The sequence below is a fragment of the Nocardioides mesophilus genome, assembly GCF_014395785.1.
Taxonomy (GTDB): Bacteria; Actinomycetota; Actinomycetes; order Propionibacteriales; family Nocardioidaceae; genus Nocardioides_B; species Nocardioides_B mesophilus.
In genome coordinates this window covers 4,074,018-4,099,548 of the sequence record NZ_CP060713.1, presented here as the reverse complement: position 1 = coordinate 4,099,548, position 25,531 = coordinate 4,074,018, and the positions used below count along the sequence as shown (strand labels likewise).

Sequence of the window (25,531 nt, the reverse complement as noted above, 5' to 3'; positions counted from 1 at the left end):
AGTCGGGTCGACGTCAGACGTTCGGGTCGGAGACGTCGGTCAGCGCGGCGCGGAGACGTTCATGGGCGGACTCGAAGACCGCGACGTGCTCCGCGACGGGTCGATCGGCGAGGTCCTCGAGGCTCACGAGGACGGCGTCGACGTCGGCGTGGCCGGTCACCACGGGCGGTTCGGCGGGCGTCTGGCTCACGAGACCTCACTGACTCGGGGTCGGGCGCCGGGCTGGTCTCCGGCTGCTCCGTCGCTCACGCTACCGGGCACTCGCAGCCCGTCGACGGCGGCGCGCTCCCCGGTGGCGTCCAGGTGCCGCCAGGCCACCACCGCGACCGTGCGCCACCAGTCGACCGCGTCTCCGTCGCCGGCGACGCGGACGGCGCCGTCGCGGACCTCGGCGTGCCAGCCGCCGAGGCGGGCGGTCCCGTCGGCGTCGGCCTCGACCCGGGGATGGCCCTCACCGAGCCCGCCGAGGTCGAGGGAGAGGTAGGTCGGCCGCTGCTGCGGGGCGGCCGCGACCAGCTCGGGCAGCCCGGTGACCCCGGTGAGGACGAGCAGGCTGTCGAGCTCGCTGCGAGCGGCGCCCTCGATGTCGGTGTCGAGCCGGTCGCCGACGACGAGCGGCCGCTGGCCGCCGACCCGTCGAACGGTCTCCTCGAACAGCGGCGGCATCGGCTTGCCGGCGACCTCGGGGCTCCTGCCCGTGAACCGGGCCACGGCCTCGACGAGCACCCCGTTGCCCGGTCCCGGCCCGTGCGGGGTGGGCACGCTGACGTCGGTGTTGGACGCCACCCAGGGCAGCCCGGAGGCGACCAGGATGGCGCCGTCGGTCACGGTGCCCCACCGCAGGTCGCGGTGGTAGCCCGAGACCACTGCGACCGGGGCGTCCTCCGGCGACTGCACCGGACGCAGCCCGAGCTCGGTGAGCGCCTCGAAGAGTCCCTCGCCGCCGATCACGTAGACCGGGTCGCCGGGCCGGCAGCGGTCGGCGAGCAGCCGGGCGGCCGCCTGCGCGCTGGTCACGACGTCCTCCTCGCGAGCCGGCACGCCGAGCGCCTGCAGGTGCTCGGCCACCCGGCGCGGCGGACGGGCGGCGTTGTTGGTGACGTAGGCCAGCCGCATGCCGGCGGCCGCGGCCCGCCCGAGGTGCTCGGGTGCGTCGGGCACGGCGTCAGGCCCGACGTAGACGACGCCGTCGAGGTCGAGCAGGGCGACGTCGTAGTGGTCCCAGAGGGGGACCTCGGACTCGTGCAGCACACGACCACCTTTCCTCGGCCCGGTGCGGGCTCTCGTACGATGCAGCGATGGCCAGCGTCTCCCCACCCGACCCCGCCGGACGGCGTCCGCTGCGGCTCGCGCCGTTCCGCGGGCTGCGGTTCGCCGCCGAGACCGTGGGCAGCCTCTCGAGCGTGATCTCGCCGCCCTACGACGTCCTGGACGCCGACACGGTGCGGTCGCTCGAGCAGGCGAACCGGCACAACATCGTGCGGCTGATCCTCTCACGCAGGTACGAGCGTCCCTACGTGGCCGTCCGGGAGCGGCTCGAGGCCTGGCGGGACCAGTCCTACCTCCGTGCCGACGACGAGCCGGCCCTCTACGTCTATGAGTACACCGCCGAGCAGATGACCGTCCGCGGCCTGATCGGTGCGGTCGCGCTCCGCGAGGAGGAGGAGCGGGTGATCCTTCCGCACGAGGACGTGATGCCGGAGCCGGTCGACGACCGCACCGTCCTGATGCGCACCACCCGCACCAACCTCGAGCCGATCCTGCTCGTCCACGAGGGCAGCGCCGAGCTGCGCACCTTGGTCGACGGCGCGGTCGCAGGCGAACCGGTCGCGGACTTCGTGGCCCTGGACGGCAGCGCCCACCGGCTGTGGGCCGTCACCGACCCGGCCTTCCACGGCGAGGTCGCCGCGGAGATCGCCGGCTCGCAGGCCCTCATCGCCGACGGGCACCACCGGTACGCGGCCTACCTGGCCCTGCAGCACCACCTGCGCGGTGAACAGACGCCCCCGAGGAGTCGCCGTGGGACTTCGGGCTGGCCATGCTGGTCGACCAGAACGACCAGGCCCTGCGGATCGGGCCGATCCACCGCTCGGTGGCCGCGGTGACGTTGTCGGACCTCAGTGAGCTGAGCGAGCAGCGGGGAGACTCCTTCGAGGTGCTCACCGACCGCGAACGCGCGCTCAGCTGTTGGACCGACCCCGACGACGACATGGCCGCGTTCGCCGTCAGCGACGGTCAGGCCTGGGCCGTGCTGCGCACCAAGCGCACCCACGAGGTGGACGCGACCGTCCTGCACGAGTCGCTGCTGCCGGCCTGGCACGTGGCCGACCAGCAGGTCGGCTACCACCACAGTCTCGACCAGGCGCTGAACGCCACCAGCCGGCAGCCCGGTCTGGTCGTCGCGGTGCGGCCGCCGACGCTGGCGCAGGTGATGGACGCGGCGGCCCGCGGTCTGCGGATGCCCCGCAAGTCGACCTCGTTCTCCCCCAAGCCGCGCATGGGAGTCGTGATGCGAGACCTTCGCGACGCCTGAGCCGGGTCAACGGGCTGCTCCCTGGCGCCGGGCCTGCAGCACCTCGACCTCGAGCCGGGTGCCGGCCGCACCCGCGCCGCGGACGAACCGCCGACGCAGGACGCCGCGCACCTGCACCTCGTCCCCCACGCTCCAGCGCAGCGCGGACCGTCGGCAACGCGCGGACGCGGTCACGCAGTCGACCCAGTCGCGGGTCTGGCGCGAGCCCTTGCCCATCGGGGTCGCCCTCCGCGGCACCGACAGCCGGAAGCCGACGATCCGGTCGCCGCTGGGCAGCACCCGCTCCTCGGGCACGACCGTCAACCGGCCGACCAGCACCACCTCGTTGACCGGCCCGTCGCCGCTCTCCGTCTCGGCCGCCGCCCCGTCCACGGCCTCGTCCACGACCTGCGCCATGGTCACCACCTCCAGCCACCAGCATCGCGGCCGGTGCCGGCACCTGCCGCCCGGCCGCTCAGCGCCAGGGACAGAGCGGCCCTGTGGACGAAGCGCCTCGAAATCCGGCCCGCGACGCTGCGCTCAGGCCGAGGTCTGGCGCTCGAGCTCCGCGGCGCGCTCCGCCGCGTCGGTGATCTCGTTGCCGTCGGCACCGACGGTGCGGTGGAACCACTCGATCGCCTCCGCGGTCCGGCCGGCGGCCGCGAGGGTGTCGGCGTAGGCGTAGCGCAGCCGCACCACCCAGTCGGCCCGGGACTGCGAGCGCAACGGAGCGTTCTCCAAGGTGCGCAGCGCGCTGTCGAGCTCGCCGAGATCACGGCGAGCTCCGGCCTCGACGATGGTCATCTCGGCCTTGAGGCTGTCCTCGAGCTTGGGCACGGCCGGGCTCTGCGCCAGTGCCAGCGCCTTCTCGGGTCGGCCGAGGGCGCGCTCGCAGTCCGCCATCACCGCCAGGTAGTCGGTGTTGCCGTTCATGCGCTTCGCCGCGCGCAGCTCCGAGAGCGCCTCGGCGTACTCCCCGGCGTGGTACGCGGCTTCCCCGCACGCTTCGCGGACCACGGCGATCCGTGAGGCACGGGCTCGCGCCGCCAGGGTGTGCCGGTACGCCGTCTGCGGGTCGTCGTCGATCAACTCGGCGGCGGCCACGAGGTGCCGGGCGACCCGGGTGGCCAGCTTCTCCGGAAGACCCTTCAGCTGCTGCAGCACATCGCGACCCAGCTCGCGGCCGGTGATCTCCTCGTTCAGCGGCGGACCGTCGTAGGTCTCCTGGTCGACCCGCTGGGTGCGCTCCTCGCGGTCGCCTGCGCGCCGGTTCCCGGTGCGGTCCTGACCCGGGCGGCGGTCCCGGCTCTCCCCGCGGCTCTCGCCCCGGCTCGAGTCACGCCGGCCGCCGGCCGCCGAGGTCGCGCCCCCACGCGGCTTGTCGGTGCCACGGGCCCGGTCGCCACTGCGCGGGCGGTCACCGCCACGGCGGGGTCCTTGTCCACGTGCTTCGACCACGATGGGTTCCCTTCTGGAGTTGAGCTGCTGAGCTGCCTGGTGCTTCGGTGCGTGCCGCATTCTTCCGCCTCGGACCTCGGGGCGCTCCACCGGGGGCAACGCCCGCCGGCCGGCGGCGCCCAGGTCCGGAAATGCGGAAGAGGCCACCCCTGGGGGTGGCCTCTTCGGCAAAGTGTTGTCCGGCGACGTCCTACTCTCCCACAACCTCCCGGTTGCAGTACCATCGGCGCTGAAAGGCTTAACTTCCGGGTTCGGAATGGATCCGGGTGTTTCCCATTTCGCTATGGCCGCCGAAACTCTATGGAGTTATCTGGTCGAAACCCCTCACCCTGACAGCCTCCCACCAGCTGCCCCACGAAAAGTGGGGGGCTGTGGGTGGTGCATGGGGGGTTTCCCGACCGTAACTCGGGAACCACACAGTGGACGCGCAACATCTTTGAGGGACAAGCCCTCGGCCTATTAGTACCGGTCGGCTAGGCATTACTGCTGTACACCTCCGGCCTATCAACCCAGTAGTCTGCTGGGGGCCTTACCCGGTTAACCCGGTGGGAAACCTCATCTTGAAACGTGCTTCCCGCTTAGATGCTTTCAGCGGTTATCACTTCCGAACGTAGCAAACCAGCCGTGCTCCTGGCGGAACAACTGGCACACCAGAGGTTCGTCCATCCCGGTCCTCTCGTACTAGGGACAGCCTTTCTCAAGTTTCCTGCGCGCGCGGCGGATAGGGACCGAACTGTCTCACGACGTTCTAAACCCAGCTCGCGTGCCGCTTTAATGGGCGAACAGCCCAACCCTTGGGACCTACTCCAGCCCCAGGATGCGACGAGCCGACATCGAGGTGCCAAACCATCCCGTCGATATGGACTCTTGGGGAAGATCAGCCTGTTATCCCCGGGGTACCTTTTATCCGTTGAGCGACGCCGCTTCCACATGCCAGCGCCGGATCACTAGTCCCGACTTTCGTCCCTGCTCGACATGTCTGTCTCACAGTCAAGCTCCCTTGTGCACTTACACTCGAAACCTGATTGCCAACCAGGCTGAGGGAACCTTTGGGCGCCTCCGTTACATTTTAGGAGGCAACCGCCCCAGTTAAACTACCCATCAGGCACTGTCCCTGATCCGGATAACGGACCTAGGTTAGATATCTAGTACGACCAGAGTGGTATTTCAACGTTGGCTCCACCCGAACTGGCGTCCGAGTTTCACAGCCTCCCACCTATCCTACACAAGCCGAACCAAACACCAATACCAAATTGTAGTAAAGGTCCCGGGGTCTTTCCGTCCTGCCGCGCGTAACGAGCATCTTTACTCGTAGTGCAATTTCGCCGAGTCCACGGTTGAGACAGCGCCCAAGTCGTTACTCCATTCGTGCAGGTCGGAACTTACCCGACAAGGAATTTCGCTACCTTAGGATGGTTATAGTTACCACCGCCGTTTACTGGGGCTTAAGTTCTGCGCTTCGCTCCGAAGAACTAACACGTCCCCTTAACCTTCCAGCACCGGGCAGGAGTCAGTCCGTATACATCGTCTTACGACTTCGCACGGACCTGTGTTTTTAGTAAACAGTCGCTTGGGCCTGGTCTCTGCGGCCATCACCGCTTCCTCACGCAAGGTGAGTCACGGATCCGGCCCCCCTTCTCCCGAAGTTACGGGGGCATTTTGCCGAGTTCCTTAACCATGGTTCACTCGATCGCCTTGGTATTCTCTACCTGATCACCTGAGTCGGTTTGGGGTACGGGCGGCGCACAGCTCGCTAGAGGTTTTTCTCGACAGCATAGGATCATCCACTTCGCCCTTAAGGGCTCCCCATCAGATCTCAGGCACAAGAGACGCGGATTTGCCTACGTCTCGCCCTACATCCTTAGCCGTGGGCAACCATCGCCACGGTTGGACTACCTTCCTGCGTCACCCCATCGCTTGACTACTACCAGTTCGGGTCATGCGCTCCGCCTCCACGTCCCCGAAGGGATCTAGAAGGTTTCGGGCACTTAGCATCACTGGGTTCGTCATGGGCGCTGTTTTGCCGGTACGGGAATATCAACCCGTTGTCCATCGACTACGCCTGTCGGCCTCGCCTTAGGTCCCGACTTACCCAGGGCAGATTAGCTTGACCCTGGAACCCTTGATCATTCGGCGGAGGAGTTTCTCGCTCCTCATTCGCTACTCATGCCTGCATTCTCACTCGTATGGCGTCCACGACTGGATCACTCCGCCGCTTCACTCGCCATACGACGCTCCCCTACCCATCCACGCACCTGGACCCCCAAAGGAGGCCGGGCTCACGCATGAATGCCATAGCTTCGGTGGATAACTTGAGCCCCGCTACATTGTCGGCGCGGAATCACTTGACCAGTGAGCTATTACGCACTCTTTCAAGGGTGGCTGCTTCTAAGCCAACCTCCTGGTTGTCTGTGCGACTCCACATCCTTTTCCACTTAGTTATCGCTTAGGGACCTTAGCTGATGGTCTGGGCTGTTTCCCTCTCGACTACGGAGCTTATCCCCCGCAGTCTCACTGCCGCGCTCTCACTTACCGGCATTCGGAGTTTGGTTGATTTCGGTAAGCTTGTGGGCCCCCTAGACCATCCAGTGCTCTACCTCCGGTAAGAAACACGCGACGCTGCACCTAAATGCATTTCGGGGAGAACCAGCTATCACGGAGTTTGATTGGCCTTTCACCCCTATCCACAGGTCATCCCCCAGGTTTTCAACCCTGGTGGGTTCGGTCCTCCACGCGGTCTTACCCGCGCTTCAACCTGCCCATGGATAGATCACTCCGCTTCGGGTCTTGGTCGTGCGACTCAAACGCCCTATTCGGACTCGCTTTCGCTACGGCTTCCCCACACGGGTTAACCTCGCCACACAACGCAAACTCGCAGGCTCATTCTTCAAAAGGCACGCCGTCACAAGATCGAAATCTCGCTCCGACGGATTGTAGGCACATGGTTTCAGGTACTATTTCACTCCCCGCCAGGGGTACTTTTCACCTTTCCCTCACGGTACTTGTCCGCTATCGGTCACCAAGGAGTATTTAGGCTTAACGGGTGGTCCCGCCAGATTCACACGGAATTTCAGGGGTTCCGTGTTACTTGGGGTGACGTTACAGAGCCATCGTCTTACGTGTACGGGGGTATCACCCTCTACGCCGGGACTTTCCAGTCCACTTCAACTTCAACGATGGTTTCTTACTCTGCGCTGGGACGGCAGACCCAGCCAAACGGCCCCACAACCCCCACTGCGCAACGCCTGCCGGCTATCACACGCAATAGGTTTGGCCTCTTCCGATTTCGCTCGCCACTACTCTCGGAATCACTTTTGTTTTCTCTTCCTGTGGGTACTGAGATGTTTCACTTCCCCACGTTCCCTCCACGCACCCTATGTGTTCAGATGCGGGTAACTGGACATGACTCCAGCTGGGTTTCCCCATTCGGAAATCCCCGGATCACAGCTCGGTTGCCAACTTCCCGGGGCTTATCGCAGGCTCCTACGTCCTTCATCGGCTCTTGGTGCCAAGGCATCCACCATGTGCCCTTAGTAGCTTGTCTTGCTACAAAGATGCTCGCGTCCACTGTGTAGTTCTCAAATTACGGGCAGTCCCACCGCAGAACCTGCGCCCACCCCCACCAGCCGAATCCGGCCGAACACGAGGCAGTTCACAGAACGATGGCCCACAAGAGATGATCGATCGCTCGATCCCTCAGGACCCAACAGTGTGCTAGACCCACCCAGGACGCCACCTCGGATTTCCACGCCGGCGAACCGACAGTACTCACGAGACATAACCCCGAACAGACCAAATAGTCGACGTTCCACTAGAAAGCATCGCCTGCGCACGGAACATTCGCCCATGAACACAGACAGCCAGACAGTGATCCCACACCCCCGAAGAGGCGTGGCCTGCCACATGCTCCTTAGAAAGGAGGTGATCCAGCCGCACCTTCCGGTACGGCTACCTTGTTACGACTTCGTCCCAATCGCCAGCCCCACCTTCGACGGCTCCCTCCCACAAGGGGTTGGGCCACCGGCTTCGGGTGTTGCCGACTTTCGTGACGTGACGGGCGGTGTGTACAAGGCCCGGGAACGTATTCACCGCAGCGTTGCTGATCTGCGATTACTAGCGACTCCGACTTCATGGGGTCGAGTTGCAGACCCCAATCCGAACTGAGACCGGCTTTTTGGGATTCGCTCCACCTTGCGGTATCGCAGCCCTTTGTACCGGCCATTGTAGCATGCGTGAAGCCCTGGACATAAGGGGCATGATGACTTGACGTCATCCCCACCTTCCTCCGAGTTGACCCCGGCAGTCTCTTATGAGTCCCCACCATTACGTGCTGGCAACATAAGACGAGGGTTGCGCTCGTTGCGGGACTTAACCCAACATCTCACGACACGAGCTGACGACAGCCATGCACCACCTGTATACCGACTAAAAGGGGCCGTATCTCTACGGCTTACCGGCATATGTCAAACCCAGGTAAGGTTCTTCGCGTTGCATCGAATTAATCCGCATGCTCCGCCGCTTGTGCGGGCCCCCGTCAATTCCTTTGAGTTTTAGCCTTGCGGCCGTACTCCCCAGGCGGGGCGCTTAATGCGTTAGCTGCGGCACGGAACTCGTGGAATGAGTCCCACACCTAGCGCCCAACGTTTACGGTGTGGACTACCAGGGTATCTAATCCTGTTCGCTCCCCACACTTTCGCTCCTCAGCGTCAGGTAATGCCCAGAGAACCGCCTTCGCCACCGGTGTTCCTCCTGATATCTGCGCATTTCACCGCTACACCAGGAATTCCGTTCTCCCCTGCATACCTCTAGTCTGCCCGTATCGGAAGCAGGCTCAGGGTTAAGCCCTGAGTTTTCACTCCCGACGCGACAAACCGCCTACGAGCCCTTTACGCCCAATAATTCCGGACAACGCTCGCACCCTACGTATTACCGCGGCTGCTGGCACGTAGTTGGCCGGTGCTTCTTCTGCAGGTACCGTCACTTGCGCTTCGTCCCTGCTGAAAGAGGTTTACAACCCGAAGGCCGTCATCCCTCACGCGGCGTTGCTGGATCAGGCTTTCGCCCATTGTCCAATATTCCCCACTGCTGCCTCCCGTAGGAGTCTGGGCCGTGTCTCAGTCCCAGTGTGGCCGGTCACCCTCTCAGGCCGGCTACCCGTCGTTGCCTTGGTGGGCCATTACCCCACCAACAAGCTGATAGGCCGCGAGCTCATCCTTCACCGCCGGAACTTTCCACCACCATCAGATGCCTGAAGTGGTCATATCGGGTATTAGCTTCGGTTTCCCGAAGTTATCCCCGTGTGAAGGGCAGATTGCTCACGTGTTACTCACCCGTTCGCCGCTCGTGTACCCCGAAGGGCCTTACCGCTCGACTTGCATGTGTTAAGCACGCCGCCAGCGTTCGTCCTGAGCCAGGATCAAACTCTCCGTTGAATACTCTTGACAACCCCACCCACCAACCCAAAGGCCAGAAAGGCGAGCATCATCGACTCACAGAAAGAATCCCGGCAAAACAACCCCACCCCCACAACCAAGTGGAAACGAGGCGTCCTACCAAAGGAATCAAAACAACCAACAGATACCGGAAACAACCCCCAGCCAAAGACCAGGAACCATCCCCGCAACCTGCCGACTGGCGTTACAAATTAATTCGTCGACTTTTAGCACACTGTTGAGTTCTCAAGAATCAAACGCGCACCCCGCCCAGCCTCACAACCAGACCCAGGGGCAACCTGACCAAACTTACCGGACCACACCCACCAGAGTCAAAACCAACCCCAGTCGAACCCAGACCAGCAACCCCCACCCACCACCAGACCCCCACAACCAGACCCACACACACCCACAACAGGGCACACACGAACCCAGCCCCAAAGGACCAGCAGAAGAAGGAAGTTATCAAACCAGGGCCGAACACCCGACCCCACCAGGGCCTTGCATCCCGCCGCACCCGGCGACAGACAGAACATTAACCACCCGTTTGGCTGCGCGCAAATCCGGGCACGGTGGCCCCGCTCACACGCCCCGCTACGTCCCGGTTCGCCCGCATGTCCGGGCCGCCGCCGGTGTCAGTCGACGTCCTTCAGGGTCGGCGGAGCTCGATGCCCGCGAGCTTCTTCTTGCCGCGGCGCAGCACGAGCCACGTGCCGCCGATCAGGTCGGTGCCGGCCGCGCGGTGCTCGGGGTCGGTGACCCGCTGGTTGTTCACGTAGGCGCCGCCCTCCCCCACCGTGCGCCGTGCCTCGCCCTTGCTGGCGCAGAGCCCGCTGCTGACCAGGAGCTCGACCACGGTGGGCAGCTCCTCGGTGGCGGGGACCTGCACCGCGCCGGCTTCACGCAGGGCGGCGCCCAGGGTGGCGACGTCGAGCCCGGCCAGCTCCCCGGTCCCGAAGAGCGCCGCGGCGGCGGCCTTGGCCTGTGCGGTCTCGTCGGCCCCGTGGACCAGCGTGGTCACCTCGTCGGCGAGGGCCTTCTGCCCGGCTCGGAGGTACGGCGTCTCGGCGGTCTGCCGCTCCAGCTCCTCGATCTCCTCGTGTCCGAGGAAGGTGAAGAGCCGGAGCAGCTCGCCGACCTTCTCGTCCTCGACGTTGAGCCAGAACTGGTGGAAGGCGTAGGGGGAGAGCATCTGCGGGTCCAGCCACAGCGCTCCCCCTTCGGTCTTGCCGTACTTCGTGCCGTCCGCGCGGGTCACCAGCGGGGTGGCGAAGGCGTGCACCCGGACGCCGTCGGAGCGGCGGACCAGTTCGACGCCCCCGGTGAGGTTGCCCCACTGGTCGCTGCCGCCGAACTGCAGCGTGACGCCGTGGTCGCGGTGCAGGGTCAGGTAGTCCATCGACTGCAGGAGGATGTAGCTGAACTCGGTGTAGCTGATGCCCGCCTCGAGTCGGCGGCTGACGACGTCGCGCGCGAGCATCCGGTTGACCGGGAAGTGCTTGCCGATGTCGCGCAGGAAGTCGATGACCGACATGCTCGCGGTCCAGTCGTAGTTGTTGACCATCGTCGCGGCGTTCTCTCCCTCGAAGGAGAGGAACGGCTCGATCTGGCCGCGCACCCGCTCGACCCAGTCCTTCACCACGTCCAGGGAGTTCAGCGTCCGCTCCCCCGACTCGCGCGGGTCCCCGATCATGCCGGTCGCACCGCCGACCAGTGCGTAGGGGACGTGCCCTCCCTGCTGCAGGCGACGGGCGGTGAGGATCTGCAGGAGGTTGCCCATGTGCAGGCTCGGCGCCGTGGGATCGAACCCGACGTAGAAACGGACCGGGCCGGCCTTCAGCGCCTCGCGCAGGGCGTCGGGGTCCGTCGAGTGGGCGACGAGTCCGCGCCACTCGAGATCGTCGAACAGATGGGGGTCGGTGCTCACGCCGGGCCTTTCGTCGTTCGGTCTGGCTTCCAGCCTGCCTTACCGGACCTGTCGGCGCGCAACCGGATTGCCGGGGGCGGGCCCGCGCCGGAGCCGGGTCAGAGCCACTCGCCGAACGCCAGCGGCTCCCGGGTCACGAGGTACGTCGCCCAGTTCATCTTCGTCACGGTGCCGTGTTCGTCGCGGGTCAGGCGCAGCAGCTCCCCGGCCTCCCGGCCGTGGGTGGTGCGGTAGACGTCGTCGGCGACCTTCTCGAAGCGGGAGGACGGCTTGTGCTCGGGCAGCCCCTGGGCGCGCGCCTCGAGGCGTCCCTCCCGGACGCTGAAGACGAAGGGCGAGCCCTCGGAGTACCAGACTCCGACCACCCCGGTGAGCTCCTCCGGCACCGACGTGCCGGGTCGCCACACCTCCGGGGCGACGGGGTCGTGCTCGGTGACGTGGTCGGCCAGCTCGATGGCGAAGGCGGCCGGGTCCGGGCTGCTGGTGGAGTTCATCAGCACCAGTCCGCCGGTGCCGGCCGTGCGGTCGGTGAACAGCCCGGTGATGTGGCCGGGCATGCCGCCGGTGTGGCCGACGTACGTGCGGTCACCGGAGCGGATCAGCATGAAGCCGAGCCCGAAGGCGGCGCTCCAGCGCTGCCGATCCATCATGATCTGGGGCTCGCACATCTCCTCCAGCGTCGCCGGCGCGAGCACCTCCTCGACCGGACTCGCCACGAATGCGGACCAGCGGGCCATGTCGTCGGCGGTGCTGGCCAGTCCGCCGCAGGCGGCGAGCGCCTTCAGGTCGAGCACCGGCTCGGGCACCGGGACGTCGGTGTGCGGCGGCACGTAGTAGCCCGACACCGCCGGGCCGGAGGGCCCCACGGTGGTCCGCCGCATCTCCAGCGGGTCGAGGATCCGGGCCTTCAGGGAGTCGTACCAGTCGCGGCCGTCGGCGCGGGCGACGAGCTCGCCGAGCATCGAGAAGACCAGGTTCGAGTAGTGCCACAGGTGGTGCGGGCGGTGCACACGCTCAGCCTCGTTGAAGCCGGCGACCAGCTGCTCGCGGTCCGGGTTCTCCAGCGTCTCCCAGACGTCTCCGACCGGCTCCCGCTGCATGCCCGTGACGTGGGCGAGCGCCTGCCGGATGGTCACGCCGGGGTGGGCGACCTCCGGGATGTGCCGGTCGAGGGTGTCGTCGAGGTCGAGGCGGCCCTCGTCACGCAGCTGCATCACCAGCACTGCGGTGAAGGTCTTGCTGTTGGACGCGACCAGGAACTGGTCGTCGGCAGCCGGCGGTACGTCGGGCCGCGACAGGTCCGCGGCGCCGATGCCCTCTCCCCAGAGCAGACCCCCGCCGCGGACGACGCCGGCGTACAGGCCGGGCACGCGGCCCTTCGCCTGCTTCTGCACCGCGAGCCGGTGCAGGGAGCGGATCGTGGACTCGGTGAGGTCGGCCATGGACGCGACCCTAGGTCGGCCGGTGCCGGCACCGCGGCCCGGGGTGGGGGAACGCTCCCCCACCCCGGGTCTCGCACGGGTCAGTTGAACAGGCTCGCGGTCTTCACCAGGGTCTGCCAGATGCCGTAGACCAGCGGGATGCCGACCACGGCCCACGAGACCACCAGCAGCACCGGGCGGGTGCTGGTCGCGGTCGCGGTCCGGGTGCGGGTAGCGGTGCCGCCGCCCGCGCCGGCCGCGGCCAGCTCGTCCTCGCGGTCGATCGACGCGGCCGCCTTCTCCAGGCCCTTCTCATGGAAGCGCTCCGGGACCGGCCGGACCAGCAGGTTCGCGACGAAGCCGACGATCAGCAGCGCCACCATGGTCAGCAGCGCCGGCCGGTAGTTCGCGGCGGTCAGCTGGCCGGGGGTGCCCTCGGCGTCGAGGAACCCGTTGATGATGAGCGGTCCGGCGATGCCGGCGGCCGACCAGGCGGTGAGCAGCCGGCCGTGGATGGCGCCGACCTGGTAGGTGCCGAACAGGTCGCGCAGGTAGGCGGGAGCCGTCGAGAAGCCGCCGCCGTAGAAGGAGATGATGATGCCGGCGAACAGCACGAACAGCACGGTCGAGCTGCTGCCGATCAGCGCCAGCAGCACGTAGACCACGATCCCGATGCCCAGGTAGCCCATGTACATCGGCTTGCGGCCGATCACGTCGGACGTCGAGGACCAGATGAACCGGCCGGCCATGTTGCAGATCGAGAGCAGCCCGACGAAGCCGGCCGCAGCGGCCGGGGCCACCGACGAGGTCTCCCCGGTGCGGAAGAAGTCCTGGATCATCGGCGAGGCCTGCTCGAGGATCCCGATACCCGCGGTGACGTTGCAGAACAGCACGGTCCACAGCAGCCAGAACTGCGGGGTCTTGATCGCGTTGGCCGCGGAGACGCTGGCCGTGGTGACCAGACTCTTGCTGCGCACCGCCGACGGCTCGAAGCCCTCGGGGCGCCAGTCGTCGGCCGGGACCTTGATCAGCCAGGCGCCGAACAGCATGACCACGAGGTAGACCAGGCCCAGGGTGACGAACAGGCTGGCCACTGCCGAGCCGCTGGCCACCGAACCGGTCGTGGTGGCGTCGAAGTCCGGGTCGTAGAGCGCCAGCAGCCGGCTGGAGATCGGGGAGGCGACCAGGGCGCCGCCGCCGAAGCCCATGATCGCCAGACCGGTGGCCAGACCCGGCCGGTCCGGGAACCACTTGATCAACGTGGAGACCGGCGAGATGTAGCCGATGCCCAGGCCGATGCCGCCGATGACGCCGTATCCCAGGTAGAGCAGCCACAGCTGCCCGGTGGCGATGCCGGCCGCGCCGACGAGGAAGCCGATGGACCAGGCGGCGGCCGCGGCGACCATCGCGCGCCGCGGACCTCCGGTGTCGACCCAGGTGCCGAGCACGGCGGCCGAGAGGCCGAGCATCACGATCGCGATCGAGAAGACGACGCCGATCGCGGTGAGGCTGGAGTCGAAGTGGGTCACCAGCGAGCTCTTGTAGACGCTGGTGGCGTAGACCTGGCCGATGCACAGGTGGATCGCGAGCGCTGCCGGCGGGATCAGCCAGCGGTTGTAGCCGGGTGGGGCAATGGTGCGTGAGCGATCGAGCAGGCCGAGGGCCATGCCAGCCTCCTGGGAGCGATGAGTGTCGGGGGATGCGGTGCCCAGGTTGGTTGAAACTGAAACCGCTGTCATGCCACGTTCGCCCAGCGGCACCTCTGGCACGACGACCGGTCCGATCTGCGCGACGACAGGTTTCGCCGCGAACGGCTCCCTCCGGTTGTCTAGCCCGGCACCAAGGCGGCCCCGAGAGCTAACGCCGGGCTGCTGCGCGGATCAGCTCCCGGGCCGCGGCGGTGTCGGGATGCGCCCGTAGCGACCGCCAGTGCCGGTCGAGGTGAGCCACCACCCGGGCGGCCTGGTCGGCCTGCCCCCACTGCGCGAACAGGCGGGCGTACGTCGGCCGCTGGTCAGGGACGCCCACCCGGGTCGGGTCCTCGCCGATCCAGGTGGCGAGCCCGGCGCGGTCGCGGGTCAGGTCCAGGACCGGCAGCACCTCCGCGACCAGCAGACGACGCAGGTCGTCCGCGGTCGGAGCGGCCCAGTGCTGGACGAGCTGGTGGCAGTGCACCGGCGCCACCCGGTCCGGGCTCGACGGGACGTCGCGACCGATCCCCGGCAGATGCGTCCCGGACATCACCCAGACCTGCCCGTCCTGCGAGGTGCGGTCCGCGGAGGTGCCCGACCCCGACGCGAAGGCGATCGACCCGACGAACCCGTCGCGGCCCTCGCGGTAGAAGTACCGGACCCCGGCATGGGTGTTCGCGAACCCGGCCTGCTCGAGCAGCGGCCGCACCGTCGCCACCAGCTCCTCGACCGCTTCGGTCGGCAGCACGCGGGACGGCGCCGGTGACCGGGGCGACCGGTTCACCTCGAGCACCGCGCGGATCACCGCCGCCTTCACGTCGGCGAGCGCCAGCGGGCTGCGCAGGTAGACGACCTCCCGGTCCTCGGGCAGCACCGCGTCCAGACCGGGCTGGTCGGCCAGAGCCAGGTCCAGGCCGTCGTCGTACGGGTCGCAGTAGGACGCGATCTCGTCGCCGAACCGCACCACGGTGTCGTACCCCTCGAGCTCACCGGAGTCCTCGACGTCGATCCAGCCCGGCAGCTCCTCGAGCCTCGCCTCCACGTCCGGGAACCGACGCACCAACGGGCCGCCGGCTGCGGCGTCCGCGAGCACCGCGGCCACCGGGTCCGCCGACGTGGCCGGCCGCCGCGTGGCGCGTGCCCGCCTTCCTCGCCAACGCATCTGCTCGTCCTCTCACCGGATCGCCCGCTCCCCGTCGATCGGGTGGGGTGCCGATGGTGACGGATCCCGCCCCGCTCCCGCAGCAGTTCCCGTGGACGCGCCGTCAGCGGGACCCGGCGGGGGCACGCGGGCTGCGGCGGTACGCCGACACCGTCGGCTCACCGGCCAGCCAGAACCGCCACGGGACGTCGGCGGCCTGGCTGACGCCGACCCGCGGTCCGGACAGCACCGACGCAGCGACGCCGGCCGGCAGGTCGAGCCGGTCCTCGAGGCTGAGGCCGTTGCTGGAGCGGTCCAGGCCGAGGCTCTGGGCCAGGTTCGCCGGCCCGCGGGCAAGCCGGACGTCGGGCACCTTCGCCCCGCGGCGGGTGCGGGCCAGCTCGATCCCGGCGACCACCTCGCCGGCGCGCAGCAGCACCGCCGACCCGCGGCCGTCCTCACCGGTGACCACGTTGGCGCACCAGTGCATCCCGTAGCTGAAGTAGACGTAGAGGTGGCCGGGCGGACCGAACATCACCTCGGTGCGGGCGGTGCTCCCCCGGTAGGCGTGCGAGGCGGGGTCGTTGGGCCCGTCGTACGCCTCGACCTCGGTGATCCGCACCGTGACGTCGCCGTGGTGCAGCCGCGCCCCGAGCAGCCGCCGCGCCACCTCGGGCACCGGGCCGACCAGCGCCTCAGCCCAGCCGGGCACGCTGCTCGTCCAGCCGCAGGCGCAGCTCGGCCAGCTGCTCGGTGACCCGGACCTGCGCGGTGCCGCCGCGGCTGTCGCGCGAGCCGACCGAGCCCTGCACGGTCAGCACGTCCCGCACCCCCGGGGTCAGGTGCTCGGAGATCTCCTGGAACTGCTCGTCGGTGAGCTGGTCGAGGTCCACACCGAGCTCCTCGCAGCGGCGCACGCACGCGCCGGCCACCTCGTGGGCGACCCGGAACGGCACCCGCTGCCGGACCAGCCACTCCGCGACGTCGGTGGCCAGCGAGAAGCCCTGCGGCGCCAGCTCGGCCATCCGGTCGGTGTGGAAGGTGAGCGTGGCGACCATCCCGGTGAACGCCGGCAGCAGCACCTCCAGGGTGTCCACGGAGTCGAAGACCGGCTCCTTGTCCTCCTGCAGGTCCCGGTTGTAGGCCAGCGGGAGCGCCTTGAGCGTGGCCAGCAGGCCGGTGAGGTTGCCGACCAGGCGGCCGGCCTTGCCGCGGGCGAGCTCGGCGATGTCGGGGTTCTTCTTCTGCGGCATGATGCTGGACCCGGTCGAGAAGCCGTCGTGCAGGCGCACGAAGTCGAACTCCTTGGTGGCCCACAGGATCACCTCCTCGGCGAGCCGCGAGACGTCGACGCCCACCATCGCGGTCACGAAGGCCAGCTCGGCGACGAAGTCGCGGGCCGCCGTGCCGTCGATGGAGTTCGGGGTGGAGTCCGTGAACCCCAGCTCCCGGGCGACCTGCTGCGGGTCGAGGCCGAGGCTCGAGCCGGCCAGCGCACCGGCGCCGTACGGCGAGTCCGCGGCCACCCGGTCGTCCCAGTCGCCGAGCCGGTCGAGGTCGCGGACCAGCGGCCAGGCGTGCGCGAGCAGGTGGTGGCTGAGCAGCACCGGCTGGGCGTGCTGCAGGTGCGTCCGGCCGGGCATCACCGCGCCGAGGTGCCGCTCGGCCTGGTCGGCGAGGGCCTGGACCAGGTCGACCAGCAGGCCGGCCACCACCCGGGCGTGGTCGCGCAGGTAGGCCTTGAACAGGGTGGCCACCTGGTCGTTGCGGGACCGGCCGGCACGCAGTCGGCCGCCGAGGTCGGTGCCGACCTCCTCGAGCAGCAGCCGCTCGAGCGCGCCGTGCACGTCCTCGTCGGACTCCGCGGCCACCACCTCCCCCGAGGCGACCTGGGCGGAGAGCCGGTCCAGCCCGGCGACCAGCCCGTCGAGCTCGGCGTCGGTGAGCAGCCCGGCCCGGTGCAGCACCCGGGCGTGCGCCCGGGAGCCGGCCAGGTCGTAGGGCGCCAGCCGCCAGTCGAAGTGGGTGCTCTTCGACAGCGCGGCGAGCTCCGGGCTCGGCCCGCTGCTGAACCGGCCGCCCCACAGGGCGCCCGCATTGGTGGTCGACTTCTCGGTCACGAGTTCCTCTCGGTGCGCCCCGGACGTCCTCCGTCCCGGGCGTGGGTGCCGCCCACGTTAGGACGTCGCGGTCGGCGTACCTCAGTCGGTGCCGGACTCCATGGCGGCATGGTCCAGGGCCAGCTCGCCGGGTCCCTCGGTGTCGACGGGGTTCTGCGCGATCCGGTCCGCGCCGCCCGGCTCGAGCGCCCCCAGCAGGTTGCCGTGCTCGACCAGCACGTGGCCCTGGTCCTGCGGCTGGATCGCGTAGAGCTCGAGCTTGGAGCGGGAGTCGGCGATGTCGAGGTTGCGCATCGTCAGCTGGCCGATCCGGTCCGTGGGGCCGAACGCGGCGTTGTCGGTGCGCTCCATCGACAGCTTGTCCGGGTGGTAGGAGAACGCCGGCCCCTCGGTCTTGAGCACCGTGTAGTCCTCCCCGCGCCGCAGCCGCACGGTGACCTCGCCGGTGACCAGCGAGCCGATCCAGCGCTGGATCGACTCGCGGATCATCAGCGCCTGCGGGTCCAGCCAGCGGCCCTCGTAGAGCAGCCGGCCCAGCTGCCGCCCGGACGAGGCGTAGTTGGCGATCGTGTCCTCGTTGTGGATCGCGTTGAGCAGGCGCTCGTAGCCGATCCACAGCAGCGCCATGCCGGGCGCCTCGTAGATGCCCCGCGACTTGGCCTCGATGATCCGGTTCTCGATCTGGTCGGACATGCCCAAGCCGTGCCGGCCGCCGATGGTGTTGGCCTCGTGGACCAGGTCGACCGCGTCGTCGTACTGCTTGCCGTTGACGGCCACCGGTCGGCCGGCCTCGAAGCGGAGGGTGACGTCCTCGGTGAGGATCTCGACCGCGGGGTCCCAGAACTTGACGCCCATGATCGGCTCGACCGACTCCAGCGAGACGTCGAGGTGCTCGAGCGTCTTGGCCTCGTGGGTGGCGCCCCAGATGTTGGCGTCGGTGGAGTACGCCTTCTCCTGGCTGTCGCGGTAGGTCAGCCCCCGCTCGGTGAGCCACTGGCTCATCTCGGTCCGGCCGCCGAGCTCGTGCACGAAGTCGGCGTCCAGCCAGGGCTTGTAGATGCGCAGCGACGGGTTCGCCAGCAGCCCGTAGCGGTAGAACCGCTCGATGTCGTTGCCCTTGAACGTCGAGCCGTCGCCCCAGATGTCGACGCCGTCCTCGTGCATCGCGCGGACCAGCATGGTGCCGGTCACGGCGCGGCCGAGCGGCGTGGTGTTGAAGTACGCGCGGCCGCCGGAGCGGATGTGGAAGGCGCCGCACGCCATCGCCGCCAGCCCCTCCTCGACCAGCATCCGGCGGCAGTCGACGGCCCGGGCGAGCTCGGCGCCGTACTCCAGCGCCCGCTCGGGGACTCCGGAGATGTCCGGCTCGTCGTACTGGCCGATGTCGGCGGTGTAGGTGCAGGGCACCGCGCCCTTGGCCCGCATCCAGGCCACCGCCACCGAGGTGTCGAGGCCGCCGGAGAAGGCGATGCCGACGCGTTCGCCGACGGGGAGGGAGGTCAGGACCTTGCTCATGGAGTTCCTTTGCGTGCGTCTGGGGAGGTGTGTCGGTGGGTGCTGGACTCGGTGCCGTTCAGGGCGTCACGCTGTCCCGGTTGGCCAGCGCCAGGAAGCGCTCGGCCAGGTCCTGCCCGCCGTCGGGTCGCCGGCTGATCACCAGCAAGGTGTCGTCACCGGCCACCGTGCCGAGCACGTCCTCGAGGTGGGTGCGGTCGAACGCCGAGGCGAGGAACTGCGCGGCGCCGGGCGGGGTGCGCAGCAACGCCAGGTTCGCCGAGGCGTCCACGGAGACCAGCAGGTCGCCGAGCAGCCGGGCCAGCCGGGTCTCCGCCGCCGCCGTGTCCTGCACGACCGGGGTCCGGTCGCCGCCCTCGGCCGGCACGGCGTAGACCAGCGCCCCCGAGGGGATCCGCACCTTGACGGCGTCGAGCTCGACGAGGTCGCGCGAGAGCGTCGCCTGGGTCACGTGCACCCCGGCCTCGGCGAGCAGCTGGGCCAGCTCGGTCTGCGAGCGCACCGGCTGCCGGCCGAGCAGCTCGACGATCTTCTGCTGCCGGGCACTCTTGGTCAGCGGGATGTGGGCGGTCATCGGCGGCCCTCCCCGGTGTCGTCCTGGTGCGCGAGCAGCCAGGTGATCAGCGCCTTCTGGGCGTGCAGCCGGTTCTCCGCCTCGTCCCAGACCGCGCTGCGCGGCCCGTCGAGCACGTCCGCGGCGATCTCCTTGCCGCGGTAGGCGGGCAGGCAGTGCAGCACCACCGCGTGGTCCGCGGCGCCGGCGAGCAGGGCGGCGTCGAGGGAGTACGGCGCGAACGGGGCCAGCCGCTGGCCGGCCTCGGACTCCTTGCCCATCGAGACCCAGGTGTCGGTGGCGACCACGTCGGCTCCCTCGACGGCGGCGCCGGCCTCGACGACGTACGCCGCCGAGCCGCCGGTCGTCGCGGCGATCCGCGCGGCCTGCGCGAGCACCTCGTCGTCGGGCCCGAACTGCTCGGGGCCGCTGACCCGCACGTGCATGCCGGCAGTGGCTCCGGCGAGCAGCATCGAGTGCGCCATGTTGCTGGCCGTGTCGCCGAGGAAGGTCAGGGTGCGCCCGGCGAGGTCGCCGAGCCGCTCGGTCACGGTGAGCAGGTCGGCGAGCAGCTGGCAGGGGTGGAACTCGTCGGTGAGGGCGTTGACGACCGGCACCCCGGCGTACGCCGCCATCTCCTCGAGCCGCGACTGCTCGAAGGTCCGCCACACCACCATCGACGCCTGCCGGCCCAGGACCCGCGCCACGTCGGCCACCGACTCCCGGGTGCCGATCCCGGCGAGGTTGCCGTCGACCACCATCGGGTAGCCGCCGAGCTCGGAGATCCCCGCGGCGAAGGACAGCTGGGTGCGCAGGGTCGGCTTGTCGAAGATCACCGCGACGGTCTGCGGCCCGGCCAGCGGCTGCACGGCGTGCCGGTCGGCCTTCAGCTTCGCGGCGAGCGCCAGCACCTCGGCCTGCTCGGCCGGACCGAGGTCGTCGTCGCGCAGGAAGTGCCGGGTCATGACGGTCCCCCCGGCTGACCCGCGGCGTAGCCGGCCTCGAGGATGCCCGGCCAGGCCGCGACGACCTCGTCGGCCTGGGCCTCGGTGAGCACCAGCGGCGGCGCGAGCCGGATCCGTCCGGGGGCGCAGTCGTTGATGATGAACCCGCGCTCGCGGGCGGCGGCGGCCACCTGCGGCGCCACCTCGGCGTCGAGGTCGAGGCCGATCAGCAGGCCCCGCTGCCGGATCGCGGTGACGTGCGGGTGCCGCAGCCCTTCCGCGAGCCGGGCGCCGACGAGCCGGGCGTTCTCGAGCAGCCCGTCCTTCTCGATCGTCTCGATGACGGCGAGGGCCGCGGCGGCGGCCACCGGGTTGCCGCCGAACGTGGTGCCGTGGTTGCCGGGCTGCAGCAGCTCCCCCGCGGCGCCGACGCCGATGCAGGCACCGACCGGGATGCCGCCCGCCAGCCCCTTGGCCAGCGTCACCAGGTCGGGGGTGACCCCGGAACCGGTGTGGGCCATCCACTCGCCGGTGCGGCCCATCCCGCTCTGCACCTCGTCGAACCAGAGCAGCGCACCGTGGGCGGTGGTGATCTCGCGGGCCCGGGCCAGGTAGCCCTCCGGCGCGATGATGACGCCGGCCTCGCCCTGCACCGGCTCCAGGACGACGGCGGCGGTCTCGTCGGTGACCGCGGCCGCGAGCGCGTCGGCGTCGCCGTACGGCACGAACGTGACCTGGCCGGGGAGCGGCTCGAACGGCTCGCGGTAGGCGGCCTTGGAGGTCAGCGCGAGCGCGCCCATGGTGCGGCCGTGGAAGCTGCCCTCGGCGGCGACGAGGTGGGTGCGGCCGGTCCGCCGGGTCAGCTTGAGCGCGGCCTCGTTGGCCTCGGACCCGGAGTTGGTGAAGAACACCTTGCCGCCGCCGGGACCGACCTCGAGCAGGTCCAGCAGCCGCTCGGCGAGCGCGACCTGCGGCACCGTCGCGAAGAAGTTGGAGACGTGGCCGAGGGTGCTGAGCTGCTCGGTCACGGCCGCGACCAGGGCGGGGTGGGCGTGGCCGAGCGCGTTGACGGCGATCCCGCCGAGCAGGTCGAGGTAGCGACGACCGTCGGCGTCCCAGACGTAGGCGCCCTCGCCGCGGGTCAGCACCAGCTTGGGCGGCCCGAACGTGTTCATCAGCGAGGCGGCGTAGCGCTCGGTGAGGTTCTGCGACATCGTCATGACTCCTTCCTCAGCGCGGACCGGATCCGGGTCTCCACACCGGGCAGCACCTGGGTGCCGACCCCGTCGTCGGTGAAGATCTCGAGCAGCACGGCGTGCGGCTCCCGACCGTCGACCACCGTCGCCCGCGGGACGCCGCCGGTGACGGCCGCGAGGCAGGCCCGCATCTTCGGGACCATCCCGCTGGCCAGGGTCGGCAGCAGCTCGGTGAGCGCCTCGGGGCTGATCTGACCGATCACGTCGTCGCTGTCCGGCCAGTCGCGGTAGAGCCCCTCGACGTCGGTGAGCACCAGCATCTTCTCCGCCCCCAGCGCCACCGCGAGCGCGGCGGCCGCGGTGTCGGCGTTGACGTTGTGCACCCGGCCCAGCACGTCGGGTGCGACCGAGGAGATCACCGGGATCCGGCCGGCGTCGACCAGGTCGCGGACAGCCTCGGGCCGGACCTGCGCCACCTCGCCGACGAGGCCGAGGTCGACCTCCTCGCCGTCGATGATCGTGGTGGTGGGCTCGGCGGTGAACAGGCCGGCGTCCTCGCCGCTGAGGCCGACGGCGAGCGGGCCGTGGCTGTTGATCAGGCCGACCAGCTCGCGGCCCACCTGACCGACCAGGACCATCCGCACCACGTCCATGGCCTCCGGGGTGGTCACCCGCAGGCCGCCCCGGAACTCCGAGGCGATGCCGAGCCGGTCGAGCATCTGGCTGATCTGGGGGCCCCCGCCGTGCACGACGACGGGGTGGAAGCCGGCCATCCGCAGGAAGACGATGTCCTCGGCGAAGGCGCGCTTCAAGGTGTCGTCGGTCATCGCGTTGCCGCCGTACTTCACCACGATCGTCTTGCCGTGGTAGGTCTTCAGCCACGGCAGCGCCTCGGCGAGGGTGGCCGCCTTGGCGGTCGCTCGCTGCCACGCCTCGGGCGTGCTCGCCGCCTCGGGGACGGGCCGGGTGCCGGTCTGGCCGGTGTCGCTCATCTGGTCCTCAGCTGGAGTAGGCGGAGTTCTCGTGGACGTAGGCGTGGGTGAGGTCGTTGGTCCACACCGTGGCGCGGGCCGTTCCGGCCTTGAGGTCGATCGTGACCGAGACGTCGCGGCCGGTGAGGTCGACCTGGTCCGGCGGCGTGTGCGGCTCGGAGGCGCGGCAGACCCAGACACCGTTCATCGCGACGTCGAGGTCGGCGGGGTCGAAGGCGGCCCCGGTGGTGCCGATCGAGGCCAGCACCCGGCCCCAGTTCGGGTCGTTGCCGAACACCGCGGCCTTGAACAGGTTGCTGCGGGCGACCGAGCGGCCGACCTCGACCGCGTCGTCCTCGGTGGCGGCGTTGAGGACCGTGATCGCGATCTCGTGGTCGGCGCCCTCGGCGTCGGCGAGCAGCTGCATCGCCAGGTCGGTGCAGGCGCGGACCAGCGCCTCGGTGAAGTCCGCCTCCGGGGGCGTGATGCCGGATGCGCCCGAGGCCAGCAGCGTGACCGTGTCGTTGGTGGACATGCAGCCGTCCGAGTCGAGCCGGTCGAAGCTGACCCGGGTGGCCGCGCGCAGCGCCCGGTCGGCGGTCGCGGCATCGACCTGGGCGTCGGTGGTGAGCACCACCAGCATCGTCGCCAGCTGCGGGGCGAGCATCCCGGCGCCCTTGGCCATCCCGCCGATGCTCCAGCCGCTGCCCTCGACCACGACCTGCTTGCTCACCGAGTCGGTGGTCATGATCGCCTCGGCGGCATCGGTGCCGTGCCCGGCGGACAGTGCGGCCAGTGCGTCGTCGACGCCCCGGAGCACCAGCTCGCGCGGGTTGGCCAGCCCGATCAGGCCGGTGGAGCAGACGACGACGTCGACGGCGCCCACGCCGAGCCCGGCGGCCACCTGCTCGGCGACCGCGTGGGTGGTCTGGAACCCCTCGGCGCCGGTGTAGCAGTTGGCGCCGCCGGAGTTCAGCACCACGGCCCGGGCGGTGCCGTCCTTGACGACCTCCTGGCTCCACAGGACCGGGTTGGCCTTGCACCGGTTGGCGGTGAACACCGACGCACAGACGTGCTCGGGCCCGTCGTTGACCACGAGCGCGAGGTCCTTGCCGCCGGAGGTCTTGAGCCCGGCGGTGACACCGGCAGCCCGGAAGCCGCGGGGGGCGGTGACGCTCATGCCCGTGCCCCCTTGGGCTGCACCGTGTGACCGGCCGCTTCGAAGGCCTGGTCGGCCTGCTCGGCGAACCCCCCGCGGACCAGGATCCAGTCGGTGTCGAAGGTGGAGAGCACGAAGACGCTGATCCCGGCGTCCGCCAACGGGACCAGCAGGCTGGTGAGCACCCCGGTCAGGGCCATGTCGAGCGGCCCGGCCACCTCGTAGGCGACGAACGGCCCCTCGGGGCGGGCCTTGCGGGGGACCGTCGAGGCGTGGCAGACCAGCGAGGTCTCCGTCGCCGTCGCCGTCACCGAGAAGAGCGTGGACGGGGTGGCCCACTTCGGGATCTGCGAGCCGGGGCCGAGGCGGACCACGGCCAGCGCGTCGGGGTGCCGGATCAGCGTGAAGGTCTGGGAGGTCTGTTCGGTCACGGTGCGAGTCCGATCGTGGAGAGGCCGGTGGTCTCGGTGAGCCCGAGCGCGAGGTTCATGCACTGCACGGCGGCGCCCGCGGTCCCCTTGGCGAGGTTGTCGACCGCGGCCACCGCGACCAGACGGCCGGCCGCCTCGTCGACGGTCACCTGCACGTGGACTGCGTTGGAGCCGAGCACCGACTTGGTCTGCGGCCACTGCCCGGCCGGAAGCAGGTGCACGAATGGCTCGTCGGCGTAGGCCTTCTCGTAGGCGGCGTAGGCCTCCTGCGCGCCGATCGTCGTGGGCGCGGAGCAGGTGGCCAGGATCCCCCGCGGCATCGGCACCAGCACCGGGGTGAAGGAGACCCGGACCTCGGCGTCGGTCAGCCCGCCGAGGTTCTGCACGATCTCGGGGGTGTGCCGGTGGGTGCCGCCGACGCCGTACGCCCCGGCCGACCCCATCACCTCGGAGCCGAGCAGGCTCGGCTTGGGCGCCTTGCCGGCCCCGGAGGTCCCGGAGGCGGCGACGACGACGATGCCGGCGGGGTCGACCAGCCCCGCGGCCACCGCCGGCGCGAGCGCGAGCGTGGACACGGTCGGGTAGCAGCCGGGCACCGCGACGCGGGCGGCGCCGCGGAGCAGCTCCCGCTGGCCGGGCAGCTCGGGCAGGCCGTAGGGCCAGGAGCCGGCGTGGTCGCCGCCGTAGAAGGCCTCCCAGGCAGCCGGGTCGGTGAGCCGGAAGTCGGCGCCGCAGTCGATCACCACGGTGTCCTCGGGCAGCGCCTCCGCGATCACCGCGGACTGCCCGTGCGGCAGGCCGAGGAAGACCACGTCGTGACCGGCGAGCACCTCCACCGTGGTCTCCTCCAGCACCCGGTCGGCGAGCGGCACCAGGTGCGGCTGCAGCGTGCCGAGCAGCTCCCCGGCGTTCGACCCCGCGGTGACGGCACCGATCTCGACGTCGGGGTGCCCCAGCAGCAGCCGGAGCACCTCACCGCCGGCGTACCCACTCGCCCCTGCGACCGCAACTCTCCGCTTCGACATGTGCATGACTATACATGCGAATGTAAGTACTCAGT

20 protein-coding genes and 3 rRNA genes are annotated in these 25,531 nt (G+C 69.3%); 2 read left to right on the top strand and 21 right to left on the bottom strand.

The window, feature by feature from the left end:
• Positions 1–13 precede the first annotated feature (13 nt).
• Together H9L09_RS19555 and H9L09_RS19550 are read right to left on the bottom strand one after the other, a co-directional pair.
• Entirely contained in the window at positions 14–190 is a 177-nt protein-coding gene (locus tag H9L09_RS19555) for a hypothetical protein (RefSeq protein ID WP_187578457.1), read from the bottom strand.
• Positions 187–1,251 carry an HAD-IIA family hydrolase gene (locus H9L09_RS19550; RefSeq protein ID WP_187578456.1) on the bottom strand — a complete coding sequence of 355 codons (1,065 nt, stop codon included), beginning with the start codon at positions 1,249–1,251 and terminating at the stop codon, positions 187–189. Before H9L09_RS19550 ends, H9L09_RS19555 begins: the two co-directional genes overlap by 4 nt.
• 47 nt (positions 1,252–1,298) lie before the next feature.
• Between H9L09_RS19550 and H9L09_RS19545 the strand changes: the two genes are divergently transcribed.
• Both H9L09_RS19545 and H9L09_RS22880 read left to right on the top strand, forming a co-directional pair.
• Positions 1,299–2,105, top strand: a complete 807-nt coding sequence (locus tag H9L09_RS19545) for a DUF1015 family protein (RefSeq protein ID WP_187578455.1) — start codon at positions 1,299–1,301, stop codon at positions 2,103–2,105.
• Positions 2,039–2,533, top strand: a complete 495-nt coding sequence (locus H9L09_RS22880; protein WP_187578454.1) for a DUF1015 domain-containing protein — start codon at positions 2,039–2,041, stop codon at positions 2,531–2,533. Before H9L09_RS19545 ends, H9L09_RS22880 begins: the two co-directional genes overlap by 67 nt.
• Positions 2,534–2,539: 6 nt before the next feature.
• Here the strand turns inward: H9L09_RS22880 and H9L09_RS19535 are convergent, their stop codons facing one another.
• The 19 genes from H9L09_RS19535 to argC all read right to left on the bottom strand — a co-directional run bounded on the left by H9L09_RS19535 (position 2,540) and on the right by argC (position 25,502).
• A complete protein-coding gene (locus H9L09_RS19535) occupies positions 2,540–2,929 on the bottom strand; it encodes a single-stranded DNA-binding protein (protein WP_187578453.1) in 390 nt (129 codons plus the stop codon).
• Positions 2,930–3,052: 123 nt separating this feature from the next.
• Positions 3,053–3,970 carry a tetratricopeptide repeat protein gene (locus tag H9L09_RS19530; RefSeq protein WP_187578452.1) on the bottom strand — a complete coding sequence of 306 codons (918 nt, stop codon included), beginning with the start codon at positions 3,968–3,970 and terminating at the stop codon, positions 3,053–3,055.
• Between the two features lie 177 nt (positions 3,971–4,147).
• A 5S ribosomal RNA gene (gene rrf / locus H9L09_RS19525) occupies positions 4,148–4,265 on the bottom strand.
• Positions 4,266–4,409: 144 nt separating this feature from the next.
• Positions 4,410–7,514, bottom strand: a 23S ribosomal RNA gene (locus H9L09_RS19520).
• A 370-nt stretch (positions 7,515–7,884) separates the two neighbouring features.
• A 16S ribosomal RNA gene (locus H9L09_RS19515) occupies positions 7,885–9,402 on the bottom strand.
• The 16S, 23S and 5S rRNA genes sit together here, the layout of an rRNA operon.
• A gap of 649 nt (positions 9,403–10,051) precedes the next feature.
• Positions 10,052–11,329, bottom strand: a complete 1,278-nt coding sequence (tyrS, locus tag H9L09_RS19510) for a tyrosine--tRNA ligase (RefSeq protein WP_187578451.1) — start codon at positions 11,327–11,329, stop codon at positions 10,052–10,054.
• Positions 11,330–11,427: 98 nt separating this feature from the next.
• Positions 11,428–12,771, bottom strand: a complete 1,344-nt coding sequence (locus H9L09_RS19505) for a serine hydrolase domain-containing protein (RefSeq protein WP_187578450.1) — start codon at positions 12,769–12,771, stop codon at positions 11,428–11,430.
• A gap of 80 nt (positions 12,772–12,851) precedes the next feature.
• Positions 12,852–14,417, bottom strand: coding sequence for an OFA family MFS transporter (locus H9L09_RS19500; RefSeq protein ID WP_187578449.1), 1,566 nt, complete (start codon positions 14,415–14,417; stop codon positions 12,852–12,854).
• Positions 14,418–14,607: 190 nt separating this feature from the next.
• Positions 14,608–15,603 carry a hypothetical protein gene (locus tag H9L09_RS19495; protein WP_187578448.1) on the bottom strand — a complete coding sequence of 332 codons (996 nt, stop codon included), beginning with the start codon at positions 15,601–15,603 and terminating at the stop codon, positions 14,608–14,610.
• A 103-nt stretch (positions 15,604–15,706) separates the two neighbouring features.
• The gene (locus H9L09_RS19490) at positions 15,707–16,294 is read right to left on the bottom strand and encodes a DNA-3-methyladenine glycosylase (protein WP_187578447.1); all 588 of its coding nucleotides are present in this window, start codon (positions 16,292–16,294) and stop codon (positions 15,707–15,709) included.
• Complete coding sequence (gene argH / locus H9L09_RS19485) at positions 16,278–17,702, bottom strand: argininosuccinate lyase (protein ID WP_187578446.1); 1,425 nt, start codon at positions 17,700–17,702, stop codon at positions 16,278–16,280. The genes H9L09_RS19490 and argH overlap by 17 nt, the downstream gene beginning before the upstream one ends.
• An 81-nt stretch (positions 17,703–17,783) precedes the next feature.
• Positions 17,784–19,217, bottom strand: a complete 1,434-nt coding sequence (gene argG / locus H9L09_RS19480; protein WP_187578445.1) for an argininosuccinate synthase — start codon at positions 19,215–19,217, stop codon at positions 17,784–17,786.
• 58 nt (positions 19,218–19,275) lie between these two features.
• Positions 19,276–19,791, bottom strand: coding sequence for an arginine repressor (locus tag H9L09_RS19475; RefSeq protein ID WP_187578444.1), 516 nt, complete (start codon positions 19,789–19,791; stop codon positions 19,276–19,278).
• Positions 19,788–20,735, bottom strand: a complete 948-nt coding sequence (gene argF, locus H9L09_RS19470) for an ornithine carbamoyltransferase (protein ID WP_187578443.1) — start codon at positions 20,733–20,735, stop codon at positions 19,788–19,790. Before argF ends, H9L09_RS19475 begins: the two co-directional genes overlap by 4 nt.
• Complete coding sequence (locus H9L09_RS19465; protein WP_187578442.1) at positions 20,732–21,934, bottom strand: acetylornithine transaminase; 1,203 nt, start codon at positions 21,932–21,934, stop codon at positions 20,732–20,734. Before H9L09_RS19465 ends, argF begins: the two co-directional genes overlap by 4 nt.
• Positions 21,931–22,902, bottom strand: a complete 972-nt coding sequence (gene argB / locus H9L09_RS19460; protein WP_187578441.1) for an acetylglutamate kinase — start codon at positions 22,900–22,902, stop codon at positions 21,931–21,933. The genes H9L09_RS19465 and argB overlap by 4 nt, the downstream gene beginning before the upstream one ends.
• A gap of 7 nt (positions 22,903–22,909) precedes the next feature.
• A complete protein-coding gene (gene argJ, locus H9L09_RS19455; RefSeq protein ID WP_187578440.1) occupies positions 22,910–24,061 on the bottom strand; it encodes a bifunctional glutamate N-acetyltransferase/amino-acid acetyltransferase ArgJ in 1,152 nt (383 codons plus the stop codon).
• The gene (locus tag H9L09_RS21745) at positions 24,058–24,471 is read right to left on the bottom strand and encodes an ACT domain-containing protein (protein ID WP_223164125.1); all 414 of its coding nucleotides are present in this window, start codon (positions 24,469–24,471) and stop codon (positions 24,058–24,060) included. The genes argJ and H9L09_RS21745 overlap by 4 nt, the downstream gene beginning before the upstream one ends.
• Positions 24,468–25,502: an N-acetyl-gamma-glutamyl-phosphate reductase gene (gene argC / locus H9L09_RS19445; RefSeq protein WP_187578439.1), complete on the bottom strand. Its 1,035-nt coding sequence runs from the start codon at positions 25,500–25,502 to the stop codon at positions 24,468–24,470. Before argC ends, H9L09_RS21745 begins: the two co-directional genes overlap by 4 nt.
• Between the last annotated feature and the right edge of the window lie 29 nt (positions 25,503–25,531).